The sequence below is a fragment of the Paenibacillus sp. FSL H8-0048 genome, from assembly GCF_038002825.1.
GTDB lineage: Bacteria > Bacillota > Bacilli > Paenibacillales > Paenibacillaceae > Paenibacillus_AQ.
Map to the genome: position 1 here is coordinate 3,217,355 of NZ_JBBODF010000001.1, position 20,660 is coordinate 3,238,014.

Here is a 20,660-nt window from a genome sequence, read left to right on the forward strand (position 1 = left end):
TTAGGAGCGCCCCTTCCATTCAAGTCCACTATTTCAAGGTCGAGAGGTATTCGTCATACGCCTTTTGGCGGATTTGCAGGTTCTGCTCAAGACCGGAGCTATTGACGGAGGCGACATAGGCAGCCCACTCCTTCTCAATGTCAACCTTGGTGGTCAGCCAGTTGGCCCACTTTTGATCCGTGATATTATTGACGTTCGCCTGATTCATTGCCAGGGTGTTGGTGTCCTCCGTGCTGTATTTCATGAAGTTCTGCGGATAGACATTGCTCTTCTCGTCCGCCTTGTTCAGCAGCTCATCATAGACAGCCTTCTCCTTCAGCACATTCTGCATATCCGAGCCAAGCGTCACCTTGTCCTTCAGCGTATCAGCAATGTACATCGGACCGTTGTCCGCGAACGAATTCGTCCATTTCCACGAACCCGGATCCAGAGAAGCATCCGCCGGAGGAAGAATCGCATACGTGCCATCTCCGTTATCCTTGATTCCCTTATCTGTGTCATTCATCCCGCCGAACAGAACCTGCAAGCTGACAACCGGCTCATAAAAACCATCAATGAACCGCATTGCAGCTTCCTTGTTCTTGGAGCGGGCACTGACCGACACCGCATTGGAGCCGTAATTCTGGTAGTAGTAGTCATTGCTCCAGTACAGCTCATCCGTTGAATCTGCATGCTGCTTCAGCTGCGGCAGGGTCACATATTGATCCTTCAGCTCATTGCCGAAGCGGTCTCCAGTCTCCCAGCCCCAGGTGAATCCGACCTTGGCCGTAGTTCCATTCCCGCGGGCAACGGACTGGTATTTGGAGTAATCCTGCGTAACCACTTCCTTGCTGATCAGGTTCTGGCTGTACAGCTTCTGCAGGAATTGCATGAGTGTCTTGAACCGTTCATCTACATAGAAATTCTTAACCTGCGCCCCTTCTGTAAAATAGCCATCGCTTGCCCCGTTGGACAGCGGCAGCCCCAGGCTGCCCAGCAGCAGCTTCGGCGTGAAATCCCAGCCGAGCGGGTTGAAGTCCATCGGAATCTCATCCGTCTTGTCCCCGTTCTGATTCGGGTCGCCATCGCGGAAGGCAAGCAGCACCGTCTCTAGCTCATCCCAGGTCGTAGGCACCTGAAGGCCGAGATTGTCGAGCCAGGTTTTGTTAATGAACATCGAGGCAGTGGAGCCGGGCCAGATGCCCTTATAACGCGGAGTGCCGTAGAGCTTCCCGTCAATCTGTGTAGCAAGCGTTTTCAATTCCGGGTGCTCACTGAACATCTTTTGAATATTAGGCGCGTCCTTCTCAATCAGCGGGCCCAGATCCTCGAACAACCCGTTGAATTGCACAAAATCGGAGTTAGAGGTCGCATTGAACAGCAGATCCGGAATTTCACCGCTGGCAAACAGGGCGCTTTTCTTCTGATCCCAGTCCGCAGAGATTTGCTGCCATTCAATTTCGACATTCGCCTTCTCCTCTATTTCAGCGAGCCATTTCATTTGCGTGACATCTTTGGTCAGTGAATGCTTCACGATAATCGCCTTCAGCTTCGTCTTCCCCTCCGGCGTGTTGCTGCTGTCGTTCCCAACATCTGAGCTGTTCTCCTTACTGCTGCAGCCTGTGAGTGATAGCCCTGCAAGACAGCCTGCCAGCACCAGAGCTAGAATACTCTTTTTTCTCATTTGACTTACCCCCTTAGTAGGAATTCATAAATGATTTATGCTTAAGAGCGAGGCTCTGTTAGCCGGGAAACGTGAAACTGCTAGGTCCCAATAGTCAGAGAATACAAGCATTCCTTCTTCGGACCATCCGCGAAAGCGTTATCATTATTATAATTTTTCTTCTTCACCCTGTCTCACCGTATATTACCTTTTAATCATCGTATATTGACCTTTTTGACTGCAATAGTAGCTGAATTCAGGCGAAGATTCGACTTTCGGTAGATGAAAATTGACACATGATGAATTGTTTTGGACAACGGAGAATCACCGCTGGCGGGATAGAGAATAATAATTCCAGCTATGGAGTGACAGGCTGCAACCTTTTGCTCCGGAATCCCATCTAAGAGGATAAGAGGTGAGGTATAATGAAGAATACATTAACCCGGATGCGCACGGCCAAAATCTCGCTGGCCTGCAGCATTCTGGCGGCAACCGTAGCTTTCGGAGCACCGGCTTCCGCTTTCTCGGATCTGAAGGGCCATGCGGCTGAAGCCAAAATCAATGCCCTTCATCAGGAGGGCATCCTTAACGGAGTGACCAGCGACAAGTTCGCGCCGAAGTCCAGCCTTACGTATGCGCAAGGCGTGCAGTTCATGGTAAGCGGCCTGAAGCTTGCTCCGCAGCGCTCCTCCGGCAAGAAGGCCAGCGATTATTTTGACAATGTAAAAAACACCGCCTGGTATGCTTCCGCATTCCTGAAGGCCAAAGAAAGCGGCTTGCCGCTGGAGCGCTCTATTGACCCTAATGCTGTAATGACACGGGTCCAGTTCGCACAATTGCTGCTTCAGGCGCTTCAGAACAAAGGGGACTTCGCATATACGGAGATGTATGCCAACATTACGGATGGCGGCAAGCTATCCGCACCAGAGATGAACAGCCTGCAGATTCTGATCAACACCGGACTGGTCACGCTGGAGAAGAACAACACCTTCCGTCCGAACGAGCCGGTTACCCGTGCAGAAGCTGCTGTCCTGGTCTACGATGCCGCCAAATTCGTGAAGGAAGTGATTATGATGGACGAGAACATTTCGTCTCCGGCCGGCACATACGATGCCTCTGTTACACTGGACAAAGCTGCCGCTGGTGTCAACAAAGCTACGGTGACCGTATCCAATCTGCCGAACCCGGGATATGGCCTGGTCATTGAGCGGATTGAGTTCGGCGCTGACAAAACCGCAGTGATCTACTTCAAGGTAACCTCACCGAAGCCCGGTTCCATGAACCCCCAGGTCATCTCGTCAGGCACCGCCGTCACATATCTGCCGGAAGGCTACACCGCAGTAGCCCAAGCTGCACCTGGCTCAGCAACCTCAGCTGCTTCCAGAGTCATAAAGTAAATGAACAGCCTCCACTTAACGAGATGCATCACAAAGAGCGCACCACCGGATATTTGGCTGGTGCGCTTTTTGTGATATGTGATTGTATAGTCACTATGAATCAGGGAGCGTTCGTCAGTCCAGCTCCTTAGAGTATCTGATCTCCTGGCGCCCAGTCTGGAAACCGGCTGAATGGTACAGGGTCAGTGCGCAATCATTCGTGGTTAATGCGACCAGCTGCGCCTGCTCCAGACCCTTTTCCTGAAGATACATTAATGCATGATTCAGCAGCGCCTTGGCAATGCCTCTTCTTCTCCAGGGCTTGCAGACAAATATATCTTCAATGATGCCAAGCTCCTCTTCCTGCCAGACCATCAGACTGCCTGCCACCCGGCCTGCATCCCGCACAACCATCGATGTCCAGAGCGGATGCTGCTGATATTCCAGCAGACGCTCCATTCCAAGCGGGGTCTCCGGCCAGATCTCCGCCTCCAGCTCCAGATAAGCCGCCCGCTGCTCCGGTGAGTCCAAAGGCACATGGGTCAATTCGAAGCCTTCCTCCAGCTCCACCGGATGGACGGATTCACGAAGATCGCGCTGAAGTGTATACAAGCGGCTATCCGGCAAGTAACCGAGATGCTCTGCGAAATAAGCATGGCAGCTCTCCTCCGCCGCATAATTGCCTGTGCACAGAAGGGTCCCATATTCGGGGGGCAGCGTACGCTCCAGCACCCGTGCCCGTTCCAGCAGAAGGGCGTAGACACTGTCACGCAGCTCCAGATCCTTTTCCCGTCCCGGCAAGGTCTTCAGATTCACAAAAATCTTATGTTTACTCTCGGCCGCGCGCCCCGGAGGCACCACATTAATGAGCTGCAGCTGGCCCTTGGCCACCATCTGCTCCCCTTCATAAGCGCAGAAGACATTCTCCCAATTATCTGCATCCCCCACCCACCAGAACAGCACATCCTCCTGCGCCGACACCTGCTCGTACATCGCGCCCAGCGCCGCCATATCCCTCTCTTCAAACTGCCGAAACACTCTGTTGCTCAATTACCATTCGCCGCCTTCTGTTTCTGTCCATCATAACACCGCCTGGCAGGGGACTTCCGTTCTTGAATAACTATAGTTGTTTTATACTGGTTAGCTGAATCTCCAGTTCAAATTCATAAGCGCCATTTCGCAAAAAACTGTGCCATCCTGATGAAGGAAAGCACAGCTTGTTTTTGATCCTTGGGTCTTTGCGGCGGACCAGGATGCCGTTATCCGCTTTGAAAGGCCTCTTTTGTCGGTCAAAACGGACTCAGAAGACGCTAATGAGGCTGTCAGGCCTACTTACAGGCTCCGATCCCTGTATTATAACGGCTCCTGCGTCCACAGCGGTCCGCAAAACGCCGATTCCAGCCAAATAAGGTCCACTGAGTCCGTAACGTCCTCTACTGCTACTCCCCGCTGTCCGCCGACTCGCGCGGCTGGCGCATCGTCAGGCTGACGCGGCCCTTCTTCACATCCACGCCGAGTACCCACACGGTGACATTGTCGCCGACGGAGACCACGTCCATCGGATGCTTCACATAGCTGCCGCTAAGCTGGGAGATATGGACCAGCCCGTCGTTCTTGATCCCGATATCGACGAAGGCACCGAAGTCGATTACGTTGCGCACCGTGCCCTGCATCTCCATGCCGGGCAGCAGGTCTTCCATCTTCAGCACATCCTTGCGGAAGATAGGTAGCGGCAGCTCCTCACGCGGGTCGCGGCCCGGACGCTGAAGACTCTCCAGGATATCGCGCAGCGTAGGCACGCCCACTTCCAGCTTCACCGCCAATTCCTCCGCATCCTGAGCGCTTAGCTGCTCTGCAACCTCCTTGCTGCCGAGCTGCTTCACATCCAGCCCCAGCTCGCGGAACAACTTATCGACCACCGCGTAGGATTCCGGGTGGATCGGCGTGCGGTCCAGCGTATTGTCCCCTCCGGGAATACGCAGGAACCCGATGCACTGCTCGTAGGATTTCGCGCCCAGGCGCGGCACCTTCTGCAGTGCCTTGCGCGTAGTGAACTTGCCGTTCTCCTCGCGGAACTTCACAATATTCTTGGCAATCGTCGTATTTACTCCTGCCACATACGAGAGCAGCGAGGCCGAAGCGGTATTCACGTCGACGCCGACATGGTTAACCGCCGACTCCACGACGCCCCTCAGGCTCTCTTCCAGATGCTTCTGCGACACATCATGCTGGTACTGCCCGACCCCGATGGCCTTCGGATCAATCTTGACCAGCTCCGCGAGCGGGTCCTGCACGCGGCGGGCGATGGAGGCGGCGCTGCGCTCCGCCACATCCAGATCCGGGAACTCCTCCTGCGCCAGCTTGGAGGCCGAATACACACTGGCCCCTGCCTCGTTAACGATCAGGTAGGCCAGGTCAGGGTCGCCGACCTCGGCAATCACCTCGGCCGTGAACTGCTCCGTCTCCCGCGAGCCGGTGCCGTTGCCAATAACGATGAGCTGGATGCCGTATTTGGCGATCAGCTCCTTGAACTTGGCCGCCGCCTCGCGCTTCTTGTTGTTCGGCGGCGTCGGATACGTGACCGCTACCTCCAGCAGCTTGCCGGTATCGTCCACTACGGCCAGCTTGCAGCCGGTGCGGTAGGCCGGGTCGACGCCCAGAACATGGCGTCCCTTCACCGGCGGCTGCAGCAGCAGGCTGCGCAGATTGCCTGAGAAGATGGAGATCGCCTGCGTCTCTCCCTTCTCGGTCATCTCCCCGCGTACCTCACGCTCAACGGAAGGGACGATCAGCCGCTTGTAGGCATCCTCGGTCACCGCTTCCAGCAGCTCCTTGACCGGAGAAGGCCCCTTCACCAGCTTGCGGATAATGAACGCATGAATCTTGTCCGGCACCACCTCGATGCCGACCTTGAGGATATTCTCCCGCTCCCCGCGGTTGATCGCGAGAATACGGTGGGGCGGCATCCGGTGCACAGGCTCCCGGTACGCATAATAATTCTCGTATACACTTTCCTGCTGGGCATCCTTGGCCTCGGAGACCAGAATTCCCTGACCCGCTGTATACTGGCGCACCCAGGAACGGATAGCCGGATCATCGGCAATATTCTCGGCAATGATATCCATCGCCCCTTGCAGCGCCAGCTCGGCGCTCTCCACACCCCGGTCCGCATCGATATACTTCGCAGCCTCTTCCAGCGGAACCCCCTGGCGTCTCTGCTCCATCACCCAATCCGCCAGCGGTTCCAGTCCCCGTTCCTTGGCGACACTGGCCCGTGTCTTGCGCTTCTGCTTGAACGGACGGTACAGATCCTCCACTTCCTGCAGCTTCACCGCCTTCATAATGCTCACCTGCAGCTCAGGAGTAAGCTTGCCCTGCTCCTCGATGCTGCGGATCACATCCTTTTTGCGGTCACCGAGGTTGCGCAGATATCCGAGCCGTTCTTCAACATCGCGGAGGACGTTCTCGTCCAGCTCCCCGGTCATTTCCTTGCGGTATCTGGCGATGAACGGAATGGTGTTGCCCTCATCAAGCAGCCCCACCGTAGTTCTTACCTGCTTCAGACTGATGCTCAGCTCCTTCTCAATAGCTGAAAGTATCAGTTCCTGCTCCTGACGGGCAGCGGCATCTTCCGCCGCCTTCGCCGCCTGATTCGTATCAACTCTCAAGTATATCCCTCTTTCTATACACAGTCTGAGTTCATAGCTCTCTACTGAAATACTATCACAGTTTGCCGCAGGACCAAAGTTTGCCCCATACAAAAGAAGCAGCGGCCGCACCCTCCCCTCAGGGACAGCACAGCCGCCATCATGCAAGTATAGCATCAGGTTTAAATTCGTGAACCCGATCAGTAAGACGAAACCGATTTTTCGCATACATTTGTTCAAATGAAATATGATGATGTGCTAGCGCACCGCAGTAACCTGCTTGCTTCTTCTCCGCCGCGCATAGCCTACCGACAGCATGAAGCTGATGAACAAGACGAGCGCAGCCACCGCATAAGGGAAATTGATATCCAGATCGAACAGGACACCCGCCACAATCGGGCCGGCAATGTTGCCAAGGCTCGTATATGCGGAGTTCATCCCCATCACCAGGCCCTGCTGCGAATCATCTGCCATCTTGGACAGCTGGGTGCCGACCGCCGGGCGAAGAATATCCATCGCCAGAAAAACAACAAAGGTCACCGAAACAATCGCTACAAAGCCATGCACGAACAGCGTCAGAAGAATCGACAGGCCCGCGATCATCAGACAGGCGGAAATGACCCGGCTCTCTCCGAATTTGTTCAGAATCCAGCTGAATGCGGTAATCTGTACCACTGCCCCGGCAATGGAGCCGAACGTCAGGACAAACGCAATATCCTTAGGGGTGAACGCGAATTTGTGATCCACGAACAGTCCGAATACCGTCTCATAGTTGGCCAGTCCGAAGGACAGCACGAATACAATAATTAATCCGAAGAAATAAGGCTCACGATACGAGCGCATGAGCTGCATGATTAGACTATCATTATTACCTTCCATCGTTCTTGCTTCTTCCCGCAGCTCCGCTGAACGCGATTCCGGCAGGACCAGCAGGGTAATAACCGCAACAATGGCAGCCGCTCCCGCAGCGACGAAGAAGGGGACACGGATGCCAAGCTCCGCAAGATAGCCGCCGATTCCCGGCCCGATGATGAAGCCGGTGGTAATGGCTGCGTTGATGAAGCCCATACCCTTGGCCCGTTCCTCCGGGGAGGTGGTGTCGGCCACATAAGCCATAACCGCAGGCATAATCATCGCAGCACCGATACCGCCTAGCATTCTAGATACGAACAGCACCCAGGAGGCGTTGGCCAGACCGAACAGAAGCTCTGAGAAGGCGAATACGGCCAGCCCGCCGACGATGATTTTTTTGCGGCCCATCTTATCCGACAGTCTTCCGGCGAAGGGCGAGACCAGCAGCTGCGTCAGCGAGAAGGCTGCCACCAGCAGTCCCACCACACTCCCGCCAATGCCCAGCTCGTTCATATAGGTAGGCATAATAGGGACAACTAGTCCAATCCCCGTGAACGCCAAAAAGATATTCATCATCAGGAGCAGCATCGCTCCCCGGTTCTTTAACAGTAATGACATGGTGTTTCCCTCCGTATATCCCAGAGCCTTGCTATATGCTCTAGTTGTAATTCATCAGTTATCTCTATTCATTGCTCAATCTTCCCGGACCCTATCCCCTGAAGCAGGATCTGAATTCCCGCACGGTAGTATGCCCTGATCGTCTCCGGGGTATCGGTCCGCCCTGTGATCTCATGGACCCGGCTGATTCCCTCCAGCATGGCGCTGAGCGTGATTACATAGTTCTCCAGATCACCACGGATCAAATAACCGGAATCCATCCCCTCTTGCAGCAGTACACGGCAGGCCTCTGTCACCGATTCGAAAATATGCGAGAGGCGCTCACGGATCTCCTCCGACAGCGTATGGGATCTTCCGTATTCCTCCAGGGCATGAATTAGCGGATTCTGGACATCTTTTGCATAATGATCCCCAAGCGCGTATAGACGGGCTTCCGTTCCGCTAATCCCGCTCCGCAGCTCCTCCCACTCCTTGAGCCACTTCAGGGTATCCACCTCCACCACGTACAGGAACAATTCATCCTTGCCCGGAAAATGGTGATACAGACTGCCCTTGCTAACCTTCGCGGCTGTGCAGACCTCGTTCATGCTTACAGCGCCATAGCCCTTTTGCGCAAATAAACTGGTGGCATGCTCCAGAATCCGGCTCTTCGTTTCTTCTCCATCTGAACGTCCCTTAATGGTTATCCCTCCTCTAGACCGACCGATCGGTCCAATTATAGCACGCAGTTATGTCCCCGCACAACCCCCATCATCCATACTCATCTATCCCCCCGATATATCAATAAGTATATATGGGACTGACGCCAAAAAAGGCAGCACCGGAGTTGATCCGGCCTGCCTTTTGTTACGATTATTGATATTGTCTCCCCGCCCCGGGGTTCAAAAATCAATCAGCCCCAGGCTGATTTGCAGCGAATCATCCACCAGCTTCATGGTCTCATCGTCCAGGTGGGTGATTTTATCCGTTAAGCGTTGCTTGTCAATGGTACGAACCTGCTCCAGCAGAATCACAGAATCCCGGTCAAAGCCATGGGCAGCTGCATCAATCTCGACATGCGTCGGCAGCTTGGCCTTCTGGATCTGGGCAGTGATAGCTGCCACAATCACAGTCGGGCTGAAACGATTGCCAATATCGTTCTGAATGATCAGTACCGGCCTTACTCCACCTTGCTCAGAACCCACAACCGGTGAAAGGTCGGCAAAAAAAACGTCGCCGCGTTTAACAATCAATAGTTACACCCCGCTTACTAAGCGGCCAAGAGTACTGTCTGCATCTTCCTCTGCGAGAAATGCCTCGCATGCCATGGTCAAATTAATCTTAGCCATTTCCATATAGCCCCGCTGCATGGACTCGCGGATGGTACGTTTTCTCCGATCGCTCAAGTACAGCTTCATGGCCTGCCTGATCAATTCACTACGGTTAGAGTTCTCCAGTTGAACGATCCCATCTACTTCCTGCAAGAGATGATCGGGCAAGCTGATCATGATTCTTTTGGTGTTCTGCAAATTGGCCACCTTCTCTTCCACCCCCACAAACCTTCTGCCCTTGTGTTCCAGTGTTACAATATACAAGGAATTTTATACAAGGAATATATGCCGCCAGTATATCAAGTATGCTGCATCCCATTATAAACTAGAAATGGCGGTTCGTATAGACTATAAGTCACAAGCTCTACACGGTATGTTCCTTATATACAGTTCCTGTACTAGGTATCTGGTCAGGGTATTAGGCTTGCAGCAAGGGATTAACGAGGTTAGGTAGTGTACCTTGGCGTACATACACGCGCGGTACCCGGTGAGCCAGCATACAGATTACTTCGTAGTGGATCGTCCCTAAATGGAGCGCCAGTTCATCTGCCGTGATCGACTCGGTGCCCTGGCGGCCGATGAGTACAACCTCTTCGCCTGCTTTGATTTGTTCCGCTTCTAGAGCGAAAGATTTGAGTGATACCATACACTGGTCCATGCAGATCGTTCCGACGACAGGAACGCGGCGTCCGCGTATTAGCACCTCCGCTTTGCCTGTTAGCATGCGGGAATATCCGTCAGCGTACCCCACGGGGAGCGTAGCGATAACCTCATCGTCTACCGTGAAGTACCGGGTGCCGTAGCTGATGCCTGAGTCAGGCGGCAGGGTTTTGACATATACAGCCTGCGTCTTCAGCGTCATTACCGGGTGCAAGGCCACCAGCTCGCGGTTCACCTCAGCCGAGGGGTAGAATCCGTACAAGCTTATGCCTACACGCACCATGTTAATGGATAGTAGAGGTGTATCAATGGCCGTAGCGCTATTGCCCGTATGTATGATCGGGATGGTAATGTCCATGTCCCGAAGCGCTTCCGTCACGCTCATGAACCGTCGGTGCTGCATTAGTGTATAGCTTTTGTTGCGTTCGTCTGCTCTGGCAAAATGGGTAAACATGCCTTCAAGCTCCGCCTGTGCCACCGCATGAACCTCAGCGATGAATGCAGGCGCATCCTCCGGCAATAAGCCCAGTCTTCCCATTCCGCTGTCAATCTTGATGTGTACCTTCAGCCGGTGCTCCTTCTCTACAGGAAGGGTGCTAACCGCTTCCAGTACCTCCGGTGTGAACAGTGTAACGGTAATATTGTTCTCCCAGGCTACGGCAATGCCCTCCGGTGAAGTATAGCCCAGCACCAGGATAGGAAGTAGTATTCCCGCCTGACGCAACTCCAATGCTTCATCCAGAAAAGCAACACTGACGTAATCTGCTCCAAGCCGCTCCAGCTCCCGCGTCACCTCCACTGCTCCATGTCCATACGCATTTCCTTTGACGCATCCCATGAACTTGGTCTCCTGCGGCAATACGCCGCGAAAAGCTTCGTAGTTGGCACGCAAATCATCCAGGTTAATCTCGGCTGCTGTCGGCCGATAGCTTGCCTTCACTTCAGGTCACCTTCTTACATTGTAGTAAAACATCTCTGCCTTGTTCGCACAGATCAGAAGTCTTACTGCCAATGGTAATGCTCGTGAAGGCCGCTGTCAATGTGAGCAATGTGTAGGCAAAAAACGGATACCGCGGGTAGAGGAATGATTCCCACCTTGCGCAGTATCCGCCCACTGATTTTTATTTACCCGATTGTTCCTCCATAGAAGCGGCTATTTGCATCATTTCCGTAACTGGCAGATTTGCGCTTGTAATCCGGTACTCTACACCCTCGCTCATCCAGGTCAGCGTATGCTGCTCATCCCCGCTAAGCAGGCCTGCCGTGAAGCCCAGATCGACCAGTGTTCCGGGAGCCAGCGACACCGCACGGTCCAGCGGACGGGCTTCCATAATCGTATACTGGTAGATGCCGTCATAGCGGATCAGCACCGCATGGTCCTTGCTGCCTTCAATCTTATTGGTGTCCTTCAGCTTCACACCGGCCGGAATGTAAGCCGGCTCAATGATCCCGAAGTCGCCCAGCTCGGCCGTAACCGGCTCACCGGTCTGTTCACTATCTTCCGAGACCACCGGATTGCCTTCCTGATCCACTTCCGCCATCGTATTCTCGGAAGGGCTGCCGGCCGCCATATTCTTCTGCATATCGAAGGAATCTGCTGTGAATTCCGGATCGAACTTGAAGCTGTCGAAGGTCACGTTCACCACTACCTTGGCTTCGGAATCCGATACCTGCACCTGCTTCGGCTCATAGGTCTTTTTGTTCAGCCAGATCTTCTGGCGGACCAGTGCACTGCTCTGATAGTTGGCAGCGACCTCGAACACATAATTATCCCCGTCCTCCACGAACTGCCGGTTGTTGTCGTTGACAATTCCCTTCAGCAGCGTCTGGTACAGATACACCTGACCCTGGCTGTCCGGCCAGTCGCTCTGGAAGCGGAAGCTTTTGCCAAGGCTTGGGGTCAGGACGAATACGCCCTCATCATTGCGCAGCACAATCTGCTTCACGTCCTTCTGGACGTTCGACAGGCTGATCCGGTAATACGAAGGATTCTTATACCATACCTCCACCTTGTAATCCTGCGGCTGCTCTCCGGTGTACAAGGTCATCGTGCCTGAGCCCTGATAAGCTCCCTGCTTGCTCTCCAGCTTGTCAGACACTTGATTCAGATCCTTGACCACAGAGGCGGCATCCTTCTTCCCGCACCCCGCCAATACTAAGGCCACGCTCATAATGATCGCGAGTACCCATGTTATCCGGCGCATGACATCATCCCCTTAACCTGTTTTGAATGCATTGATTAGTACATGTCTATGAAGGACTTGGCCTCAATATGCAGACGGGCATGACAAGCATGAAGAATAGTAGAAACGCTACTTGCAAAAAAGCACCAGCCCGCAATCCCTGCCATGCTCCGGGATTGCAGTCTGGTGCTCTGATTCATCCTATGCCTGTCTACGCCTCGTACCTGTTCCCTTATCCGCTCCTCAGCGGCTTACCAGTTAATCGACTCTGCGATCTTCAGCACCTCAGCCCGGTCAAGACCGCGGGTGCTGAGGCTATACATCACGCCGTTCGCTTCCCAGTCCAGGCTTCTGTCACTGACCAGAACCGCATCCGTCCCCTTAAGCTTCACCTGCTCCACCTTGTCGTCAGTTGCCATTGAAAAGGCATTCTCCTCATTGGCCAGGCGCAGCTGCATCCAGATCCGCTTATTCTTATCCTTGCTGCCAAAGAGCAGCTCAACAATCTGACCGCTTACGCCCTCCTCATCCTTATAGAACTCCCCATGGTCAAAGGCAAAGCCCTCAGGCAGGTATTAGGCATGGGGGTAAAGATACTGTCCAGTGAGAAGAAGCGCTGCCGCGCGCGGCTCCGGTAATAATCATTCACTACGTTGCGGGCAATGGCGAACAGCCACACTTCCAGCGGTGCGTTCTCCGGGGAATAACCGGGTAGCTTGGATAGTGTCTTCTCGAACACCTAGCTGGCCAGATCCTCGGCGGTGTAACGGCAGCTCACACGGTAGGCGATATAATTGAATATCCGTTTATAATAGGCTTCAAAAACCGCTGCAAACGTAAACTCTATCTCTATATGGGCAGGAACCCTATCATGTATTAAAGGCAGCAATGCGCGCTCTTGCATTCCTTATGCCCTCCCTTCCAGGCTGAATTTACTTGGCCAATTGAACCTCCACACCCTTACAAGGGTGGGATTCTTAGCTAGTTATCGGGCGCATCCGTTTCCGCTTAGCCCTACTGCTAAGTTAAGGGCGAGTTCATTCGCCCATCCTAGATCAGAGCCTATAGCTATCTAGGCTGGCAGACTGTTACCATCTGCCACAGGTTGACGCATGATGTTAATCGCACCGACCCGATCCCGATGTGCTGTATAACCGCATTCGCATTGATACGTTCGATCCTTTGCTTTGTTCCGCTCTCCACAAGAGGGACAGGTTTGCGAAGTGAATGCTGGATTCACTTCAACCACTTGGATTCCAGCGAGTGTCGCCTTATATCCGATGAACATTTGCAACTGATAGAACGACCATTGATGCAGATTCTTGGCGTTTTTACGACTTGTTCTTGTCGTCTTACGGATATTCGTCAGCTTCTCTAGCTTGATGACAGATACCCTTTCTTGAATCGCCATATTCACGATCTGGCGGCTAATTTTGTGATTTTGATCTTTCATAAAACGACTTTCCTTGTCGTTCTGTTTACGAATCGCGGATAACTTTTTAAGCTTTCCTAATTTGCGGCGATAGCTACTGTACTTACGGCGAACAAACTTATTTTTACGTCCGTTTCCGCAAAATTTGGTCTTCCCGCTAGAGGTAAAGACAACTGCGGGCACTTTTAAGCCTAAATCAATCCCCATCACTTCATGACCATCGGCTGGTTGGGTCGGCCGGTCGATTGAAATTTGAACAAACCATTTCGCTGATTTTTGAACAACTCGCAGAAGTCCAAGCTTCCCATTCGAAAGCATGTCCCGCTCCCGATCCGAAAGAAGCGCAGGGATCACCAGACGTTGTACTTTTCCTTCCAGCATCACTGGAAAAGAAATGTGGTTGCCCCAAATCTTATAATTTTGATTATTCACGTAATACACCCTCTTTTGGAGATGAGGTCGCTTCTTCGTTTTCTTAAACCGCTGAAATAGGCTTTTGGCGTCTCGAATCACTTGATTCTTTACGGCAGAGGGTAGATTGGCATGTACGGTTTTTGAAGTTAGCTTCGGAAACGTTCCGGACCTTTCGGCTTGCTCCGTTAATTCGTTGACGGTTCGGATATATTCATTACCCATATCCACCAATACAGACGGATGGGTTGGACAAATGCGGATTTGAATCGTTACGGTTTGCAGGGTTTCACCCCCTCTTTTTTTGTTCTTCAACATATTGTTTGATCGTTTCGCTTGAAACGTTCCCTGCCGTACTGACCAAGTAGGCACGAGTCCAGAGGGAAGGCAAGTGGTTCAAGTGCTTAAATTGTTCACGGAGGCGACGGGAAGTGATTCCTTTCAATTTCGCCATAAGTTCTGCGGGAGAATCGGTTGGCAGTGCGTTTAGAAAAATATGCACATGATCAGGCATGACTTCCATTGCGAGTAACTGCCAATCCTGTTCGGCACATATCTCCATAACGATTTGCTTAAACTGAATCTCTACTTGATCGACTAGCACTTTACGTCTGTATCTAGGGCAAAAAACAAAATGATAGTTAATTAATGATACCGTTGTTTTGGTATTTCTATAGGATTTTCAATTTTGACAGCATAAGGATGTTCCTTAAACAAAGACGATTAATCCCACCCAAAAGGAGTGGGCTTTCTCGACTAATTTCTGTAATTTACATGAGCTAATACGCTCTATCTATCGAATCCATTACATATGCAGGCACAAAAAAAGACAGAGGCTCGAAGCTCCCCTGCCTACTGTAGTTTTTTTAGGAATTACTGGCTATGCGGATTATTGCTGAACGCAATGTCTCCTTTTCTCAAGCTTGCTCCTTCTTCCCGGTCAAAAAGTAGATCAGCGCCAGCCCTGGCAGTGCCAGCCCGATTAGAGTGGTCAGACTCCAGCCGCCGTAAGCGTACGCCCAGCCCCCGAGTGATGATCCCACGGCACCTCCAATGAAGAAAATCGCCATGAACAAGCCGTTCAGCCGCCCTCGGGTCTCATTGCCCAGTGAATAAATCGCCCGCTGCCCCAGCACCAGATTACCGGACACGCTCATATCGAGCAGAATCGCCGTCAGCACCAGCAGGCCTAGTGTAAGATTGGAGCTATCCCTCAGCAGGTAAGCCAGGATAAAAGAGAGAGCGGCCAGTGAAATGCCAAGACCGGTCAATAACCGGGTCCAGCCCTTGTCAGCCAATCTGCCCGCAATCGGCGCGGCTACAGCTCCGCCCACACCAGCCAGGGCAAACAGGGCGATTCCTTGCTGGGACAGATGAAACTCGCTGGACAGGTGCAAGGGAACGGTCGTCCAGAACAGACTGAAGGCGCCGAACAGACTGGCCTGGTATAGAGCGCGGCGCCGCAGCACCGGCGTATGTGTGAGCAATGTGCCCAGAGAGCGGAGTAATTGTCCGTATCTCAAGCCGGGAGCGGGCTTCCGGGCGGGCAGAATACGGGACAGGAGCAGCGTCAGCAGCGCCGTTACGACAGCCGAGACGATGAAGATGGATTTCCAGCCCCAGAGTCCGGCCATAAAGCTGGCGATCGGGCGGGCGAACATAATGCCCAGCAGCAGTCCGCTCATTACATTGCCTACTACGCGGCCGCGATCTTCCTCTGTGGCCAGATAGGAGGCATAGGGCACCAGGACCTGCGCTGCTACCGAGCCCAGCCCGATCAGCAAGGAGGCGGCCAGGAACAGCGGTGCATTCGTTGCCAGGACGGACAGCGCCAGGGCGGCCACAACCAGAATCAGCGACATCACCGTCAGCCGGCGGTTCTCAATAATGTCGCTGAGCGGGACAATGAACAGCAGTCCGGCTACGTAACCGATCTGCGTCAGGGTAACGATTAGCCCTGTCGCTCCGGCCGACAGATGAATCGCCTGCCCGATGGGCCCCACCAGCGTCTGGGTATAATAGAGATTTGCCACAATCAGTCCGCAGGATACGGCCAGCAGAAATGTGATCCAGCCGGGAACAGCTTTGACGGCTTCAGGGGAATCTGCTTGTTGTTGCAACGGAACTCCAGTCTTCATTTGAAACTCCACCTTCCAATTTTTAAATACTAAACGCTAAGTACACTAATTAGTCATGGACAAATAATATACTAAACGTACAGTATTGTAAATAGGCAGTTTTATGGTATACTCCAATTATAGTTGAACCAGCACTGTCAGGAGGAATCATCGTGGAGAAAAAAAGAGGCCGTCCGCGCAACACCGAGGCCAAGAACGCTATTCTAAACGCTTCATATGAATTATTGCTGGAGACCGGCTTCGGCGCAGTTACTGTGGAGAAGATCGCGGAGCAGGCCCAGGTCAGTAAGGCAACGATCTATAAATGGTGGCCGAATAAAGCGGCGGTAGTAATGGACGGATATCTGTACGCTGCTAACGCCAGACTTCCTATCCCCGATACCGGTTCCGCCAAAGAGGACATTCTGATTCATGCAGGAACGCTCGCGCAGTTCCTCACCAGCCGGGAAGGTAAAGTCATTACGGAGCTCATCGGTGAAGGGCAGTCCGATGCCGGACTGGCGGAGGCATACCGGAACAGATACTTCGGCCCGCGCCGCCAGGAGGCCTGGAAGCTATTCGAACGGGGGATTGCCCAGGGGGAGCTGAAGCAGGGACTCGATATCGGGAGCTGTATCGATCTCGTCTACGGCCCTATTTTTTACCGGCTGCTGCTGACCGGAGGAACCTTGGACGAAGACTCCGTCAGAGCCCTGGTGTCACTTGCCCTTCAGGCGCTTGAAGCCTGAGGCTTCTCACCTCTGCTGAACAACAAGTACCCCCTTTCTAAAAGGGTCCCGCCATTTCAGAAAGAGGGTGCTATGGTTGAATTTTAGCGAGTTGCAGGCTTAAACATGTACCCCATCTTTTTCAAATAGGGGTTCAGCTTGTCAAGTAACGCTGCCTGTTCTGCCATCCTATCATCCGGTATACTCTCCAACTGCCCGCCGTCCGGTCCGGTGAGTGACGCGTTGTACCCCTTCCATTCCTCTATCAATTGCCGGACTCTAGCCAGCTCCTCCCCGCTAAAAGTCTGTTCCGCCTTATCCAGCAACCGGTCACTGAAAGCGGCGAAATCAGAATCCGTCATAGTTGTTGCTGTAAGTGGGGCTCCAGCCTGATTGAGCTTGGCATTAAATGGCTCAACTTCAGCAGCCAACTTCTTATAGCGTATCAAGTCTGTATCACTCAGCTTATCGAATTGCAGCACGCCCTGCTCATCTGCAATCTGCCGATTATAGACGGCTAACTCATGCAGCACAGATGTTAAGACTTTGAAATCTTCCTCACTTAAGCTGGACCTTGACTGCTGAAGCTTAGCCTCAAGCCGGTCATATTGCTGCTGGGTTCCTCCAATCTGTGCCAAGCTATCCTGTGAGCCATACAGAGTATCCGCCAGATAGTTATAACCGGCATAAGCTCCGGTAGGAATAATTAAGGCCGCCGCTACTATGGCCGCCATTAGCCATTTTTTCATACGTCTACCTCCTTGTCCTGTTGGAATTCTGTCCAGAATCTTCTCTTTCAGTTTGGGTGGAGCATGTACATTCCCGGCTTGTTCCTGAAGTGCGCACCGTAAATCATGTTCGAGACTCATACAACTCCTCCACCTTCCCCAATCTGATCGTATCCGCCTGATGCTTCCGTCTTAGCTTCTGCAATGCGGCATGAAGCCGTGATTTCACTGTCCCGAGCGGGATCTGAAGAATTACCGATATCTCCTCCTGTGAGTACTCATGCAGATAATGTAGAATGATGACTTGCTTCAGCTTATACGGCAAACGGCTAACCCCTTCGGTAAGTACCCGGTTTGTCATCCGCTCTACGACATCGCTGGAGAAATCCTGTACCATCGTCTCACTGGTCAGCTCCGCTTTGTTCATAATCCGCAGATGTCTCCAGTTTCTGCGCCTGTAAGCATGAACCTGCCGCATCGTGAGCCCCATAAGCCAGGGTCTAAAAGGTTGCGTCCTGTCGAATCTACTTAGAGAGCGGTGCAGTTCAATATAAATTTCCTGCACAACATCCTCTGCATCTGAAAGCCCGGTAACGAGGAAACGCACGGTCTTATAGACATCATGAATGGTTGCCTCATATAACTCACCGTATGCTTCACGGCTGCCGGCTAGCGTGAGCTCGATGAGCTGCGAGTATGGATCAGTTGTCTTCATCCGTTATTCCCCCTTCAGGCTTACACTATTTATTGGAGGGATTCCGAGTTTTCGTTCGTTTTATTTTTGTTTTTGGGCTGTAACAGGCTTGTCTTATCTTTGTTAACAGAACGTGACCCGCGGGCGGAGTTTTTCATTTATAATACAAGAGATTGGAATTTCCAGACTCCGGAGGTTATCTTATGAAAAAATTAATTACCGCTGCCGCTATTGCCCTGCTCCTCGCAGGCCATGCGGCCGGTTCATCCATAGATATTGCCCATTCTGCTGCTCCTCTATCCCTTGTTGTGGATGGACAAGCCGTTCTTCCCGGGGCTCCCCCCTTCCACTCAGGCGGCACATTATACGTACCTGCCCGCACGCTGCTGGAGTTCTACCCGATGCAGTTACAATGGAACAACACCCTTAAGCAGCTTACTCTTTTCACGAGCTGGGACAAGACGATTCTTACGCCCGGTAGCGCTTCCACGCAAGTGACTTATACACAAACGGACGGAGGATATCAAGAAGAACTGGACTCTCCTGTGTTATTGAAGGAAGGCCGTGTGTATATTGCGGCAGCTACACTGGACTCCCTTACCGGAGCAGTTACAGAGCTGAATCCGGGAGGAAGCCGGGTAACTGTTACCCCGGGAAGTCTTAGCATCACCGTCAGAGTACCCGCAGCTCCCCTTGCCGTTGCAGAGAATAATTCCAAGGTGAAGCTGTACGCTGCGCTCAAGGACGGCAATACCTACAAAGGGTTCATTCTTGAAGTGAACGGGAAAAAGCAAAGCTTCAACTGGACCGTATCCAGGGTCTATTCGCACCCGCCTCAGCTCTTCTATGCCGATGTAGATTCGGACGGCAAACCGGAGATTGCGGTTGTGTTCACTCTGGGTACCGGTACCTCGCTGGTTGCACAGGAGGTTCATGTGGTTAAGCCTGAACAGTGGAAGGAAATATCGGTGCCTGCTGCGGACAAAGCGGCCTCCGCTGTAGTCTCCTCCAGTATTTCGCTGGATAAGGCTGATGTCCTGCTGAAGCTTGAGCTTACAGGACCTGTTCCCTCTAAGGTGACGCTCAGACTCCCGGACCGAGCTGAGGACGGCCTGAAGTATTTCGGCAGCAAAGCGGCTATTGGCGCAGTGACCTACTACTCAGTAGAGAATAACAAACTGCTCGCAGATACCAGCTTAATGGTCGGCATGACCGAGAGTGTCGGTACCCTGAAGCTGGAGTATAAGGCAGGCAAGACGGGGATGGAGCTGGGGTCTATTGCTTTTGAGCCGCATGAACGGAGTGAAGCCATTGTGGAGAAATAATCCGCTGCCGGAAGGAGAGGCTTGCAATGATTGATGCCCATATTCATCTTGACCAATATGAGGACAAGGTATTATCCTCCATGCTGGAGGGACTGCCGGAGCAGGGCATCGAGTCACTGATCGCCGTCTCGATGAATCTCGCTTCGAGCAAGCGAACTCTGGAGTTAGCAGACAGCTATCCGGGCCTTGTGAAGCCTGCGTATGGTTTCCATCCAGAGCAGGCGCTGCCTACAGAGGAAGAACTGAACGTGCTGCTGAAATGGGTTACCGGCCATGCGGACCGTATGGCCGCTATTGGTGAAATCGGCCTTCCCTACTACTCCCGCGCCGAAGCTGCCGCACGCGGTGAAGACTGGGATATGGAACCCTATCTCGGGCTGCTGGGCAGACTTCTGGGCCTCGCCGCCCAATTAGCCAAGCCAGTCGTGCTGCATGCTGTCTATGAGGATGCGTGGACCGTATGCGATCTGCTCGAGCAGCATGGCCTTACGCAGGCCCATTTCCACTGGTTCAAGGGTCCCGCTGCTACCGTTGACCGGATGATTAGCCGGGGTTACTACATTTCCTTCACTCCCGACATCCTCTATGAACCGGAGATTCAGGAGCTAGCACGCCGCTATCCGCCGGAGCTGGTCATGGCAGAGACAGACGGCCCGTGGCCGTTTGAAGGACCGTTCGCCGGGCGCACCACCCATCCGGCTATGGTCCATGACGTTGCTGCCGCCTGGGGGGCGCTGCATGGATATTCGGTTGCCGAAGCCAGAGCGAAGCTGACGGCGAATACGGTGCGATTTTATGGGTTATAGGGCTAGCCGCTCTACTTAAATACAGCATCAGACCTGATTAAGGTGCAGGCGAAATGCTTAAGTGTATTCTGTATAACTAAATTGTTTGATTTACGGCTGAATAACCGGTTAATTGTATTTCATACATTTAA

21 protein-coding genes are annotated in these 20,660 nt (G+C 52.8%); 4 read left to right on the forward strand and 17 right to left on the reverse strand.

What is annotated here, in order from left to right; all coding sequences use genetic code 11:
- Positions 1–28 precede the first annotated feature (28 nt).
- Positions 29–1,663 carry an ABC transporter substrate-binding protein gene (locus NSU18_RS13680; protein WP_341149276.1) on the reverse strand — a complete coding sequence of 545 codons (1,635 nt, stop codon included), beginning with the start codon at positions 1,661–1,663 and terminating at the stop codon, positions 29–31.
- Between the two features lie 404 nt (positions 1,664–2,067).
- Between NSU18_RS13680 and NSU18_RS13685 the strand changes: the two genes are divergently transcribed.
- On the forward strand, positions 2,068–3,039 hold the full coding sequence (locus NSU18_RS13685) for an S-layer homology domain-containing protein (protein ID WP_341149277.1): 972 nt from the start codon (positions 2,068–2,070) through the stop codon (positions 3,037–3,039).
- 114 nt (positions 3,040–3,153) lie between these two features.
- On the opposite strand, the gene NSU18_RS13690 is transcribed toward NSU18_RS13685, so the two are convergent.
- The 14 genes from NSU18_RS13690 to NSU18_RS13755 form a co-directional block, all read right to left on the reverse strand.
- Positions 3,154–4,068: a GNAT family N-acetyltransferase gene (locus NSU18_RS13690; RefSeq protein ID WP_341149278.1), complete on the reverse strand. Its 915-nt coding sequence runs from the start codon at positions 4,066–4,068 to the stop codon at positions 3,154–3,156.
- A gap of 389 nt (positions 4,069–4,457) precedes the next feature.
- Positions 4,458–6,686, reverse strand: a complete 2,229-nt coding sequence (locus tag NSU18_RS13695) for a Tex family protein (RefSeq protein WP_341149279.1) — start codon at positions 6,684–6,686, stop codon at positions 4,458–4,460.
- A 237-nt stretch (positions 6,687–6,923) separates the two neighbouring features.
- A complete protein-coding gene (locus NSU18_RS13700) occupies positions 6,924–8,135 on the reverse strand; it encodes an MFS transporter (RefSeq protein ID WP_341149280.1) in 1,212 nt (403 codons plus the stop codon).
- A 68-nt stretch (positions 8,136–8,203) separates the two neighbouring features.
- Entirely contained in the window at positions 8,204–8,863 is a 660-nt protein-coding gene (locus NSU18_RS13705; protein ID WP_341151041.1) for a TetR/AcrR family transcriptional regulator, read from the reverse strand.
- Between the two features lie 153 nt (positions 8,864–9,016).
- Entirely contained in the window at positions 9,017–9,367 is a 351-nt protein-coding gene (locus tag NSU18_RS13710; RefSeq protein WP_036697332.1) for a type II toxin-antitoxin system PemK/MazF family toxin, read from the reverse strand.
- A 3-nt stretch (positions 9,368–9,370) separates the two neighbouring features.
- Positions 9,371–9,652 (reverse strand): CopG family ribbon-helix-helix protein, encoded by a 282-nt coding sequence (locus NSU18_RS13715; RefSeq protein WP_036697455.1) that lies wholly within the window; start codon positions 9,650–9,652, stop codon positions 9,371–9,373.
- A 211-nt stretch (positions 9,653–9,863) separates the two neighbouring features.
- Positions 9,864–11,045, reverse strand: a complete 1,182-nt coding sequence (gene alr / locus NSU18_RS13720; RefSeq protein ID WP_341149281.1) for an alanine racemase — start codon at positions 11,043–11,045, stop codon at positions 9,864–9,866.
- 181 nt (positions 11,046–11,226) lie between these two features.
- Complete coding sequence (locus NSU18_RS13725) at positions 11,227–12,309, reverse strand: LolA family protein (RefSeq protein WP_341019101.1); 1,083 nt, start codon at positions 12,307–12,309, stop codon at positions 11,227–11,229.
- Between the two features lie 230 nt (positions 12,310–12,539).
- On the reverse strand, positions 12,540–12,860 hold the full coding sequence (locus NSU18_RS13730) for a DUF4367 domain-containing protein (protein WP_341023098.1): 321 nt from the start codon (positions 12,858–12,860) through the stop codon (positions 12,540–12,542).
- Positions 12,803–13,027, reverse strand: a complete 225-nt coding sequence (locus tag NSU18_RS13735; RefSeq protein ID WP_341019099.1) for a hypothetical protein — start codon at positions 13,025–13,027, stop codon at positions 12,803–12,805. The genes NSU18_RS13730 and NSU18_RS13735 overlap by 58 nt, the downstream gene beginning before the upstream one ends.
- Entirely contained in the window at positions 13,028–13,192 is a 165-nt protein-coding gene (locus NSU18_RS13740; RefSeq protein ID WP_341019098.1) for a hypothetical protein, read from the reverse strand.
- Positions 13,193–13,360: 168 nt separating this feature from the next.
- Positions 13,361–14,416 (reverse strand): RNA-guided endonuclease InsQ/TnpB family protein, encoded by a 1,056-nt coding sequence (locus NSU18_RS13745; protein WP_445321859.1) that lies wholly within the window; start codon positions 14,414–14,416, stop codon positions 13,361–13,363.
- A gap of 4 nt (positions 14,417–14,420) precedes the next feature.
- Complete coding sequence (tnpA, locus tag NSU18_RS13750; RefSeq protein WP_341023096.1) at positions 14,421–14,777, reverse strand: IS200/IS605 family transposase; 357 nt, start codon at positions 14,775–14,777, stop codon at positions 14,421–14,423.
- A 271-nt stretch (positions 14,778–15,048) separates the two neighbouring features.
- Positions 15,049–16,269, reverse strand: a complete 1,221-nt coding sequence (locus NSU18_RS13755) for an MFS transporter (RefSeq protein WP_341149282.1) — start codon at positions 16,267–16,269, stop codon at positions 15,049–15,051.
- A 152-nt stretch (positions 16,270–16,421) separates the two neighbouring features.
- On the opposite strand from NSU18_RS13755, the gene NSU18_RS13760 reads away from it, so the two are divergent.
- Positions 16,422–16,997, forward strand: a complete 576-nt coding sequence (locus tag NSU18_RS13760; RefSeq protein WP_341149283.1) for a TetR/AcrR family transcriptional regulator — start codon at positions 16,422–16,424, stop codon at positions 16,995–16,997.
- Positions 16,998–17,080: 83 nt separating this feature from the next.
- Here the strand turns inward: NSU18_RS13760 and NSU18_RS13765 are convergent, their stop codons facing one another.
- Positions 17,081–17,725 (reverse strand): DUF3600 domain-containing protein, encoded by a 645-nt coding sequence (locus NSU18_RS13765; protein ID WP_341149284.1) that lies wholly within the window; start codon positions 17,723–17,725, stop codon positions 17,081–17,083.
- A gap of 103 nt (positions 17,726–17,828) precedes the next feature.
- Positions 17,829–18,419, reverse strand: a complete 591-nt coding sequence (locus tag NSU18_RS13770) for a sigma-70 family RNA polymerase sigma factor (RefSeq protein WP_341149285.1) — start codon at positions 18,417–18,419, stop codon at positions 17,829–17,831.
- A gap of 182 nt (positions 18,420–18,601) precedes the next feature.
- Here NSU18_RS13770 and NSU18_RS13775 point away from each other — a divergent pair, with 182 nt between their 5' ends.
- Positions 18,602–19,723 carry a stalk domain-containing protein gene (locus tag NSU18_RS13775; protein ID WP_341149286.1) on the forward strand — a complete coding sequence of 374 codons (1,122 nt, stop codon included), beginning with the start codon at positions 18,602–18,604 and terminating at the stop codon, positions 19,721–19,723.
- Between the two features lie 26 nt (positions 19,724–19,749).
- On the forward strand, positions 19,750–20,529 hold the full coding sequence (locus tag NSU18_RS13780; RefSeq protein ID WP_341149287.1) for a TatD family hydrolase: 780 nt from the start codon (positions 19,750–19,752) through the stop codon (positions 20,527–20,529).
- Positions 20,530–20,660 lie beyond the last annotated feature (131 nt).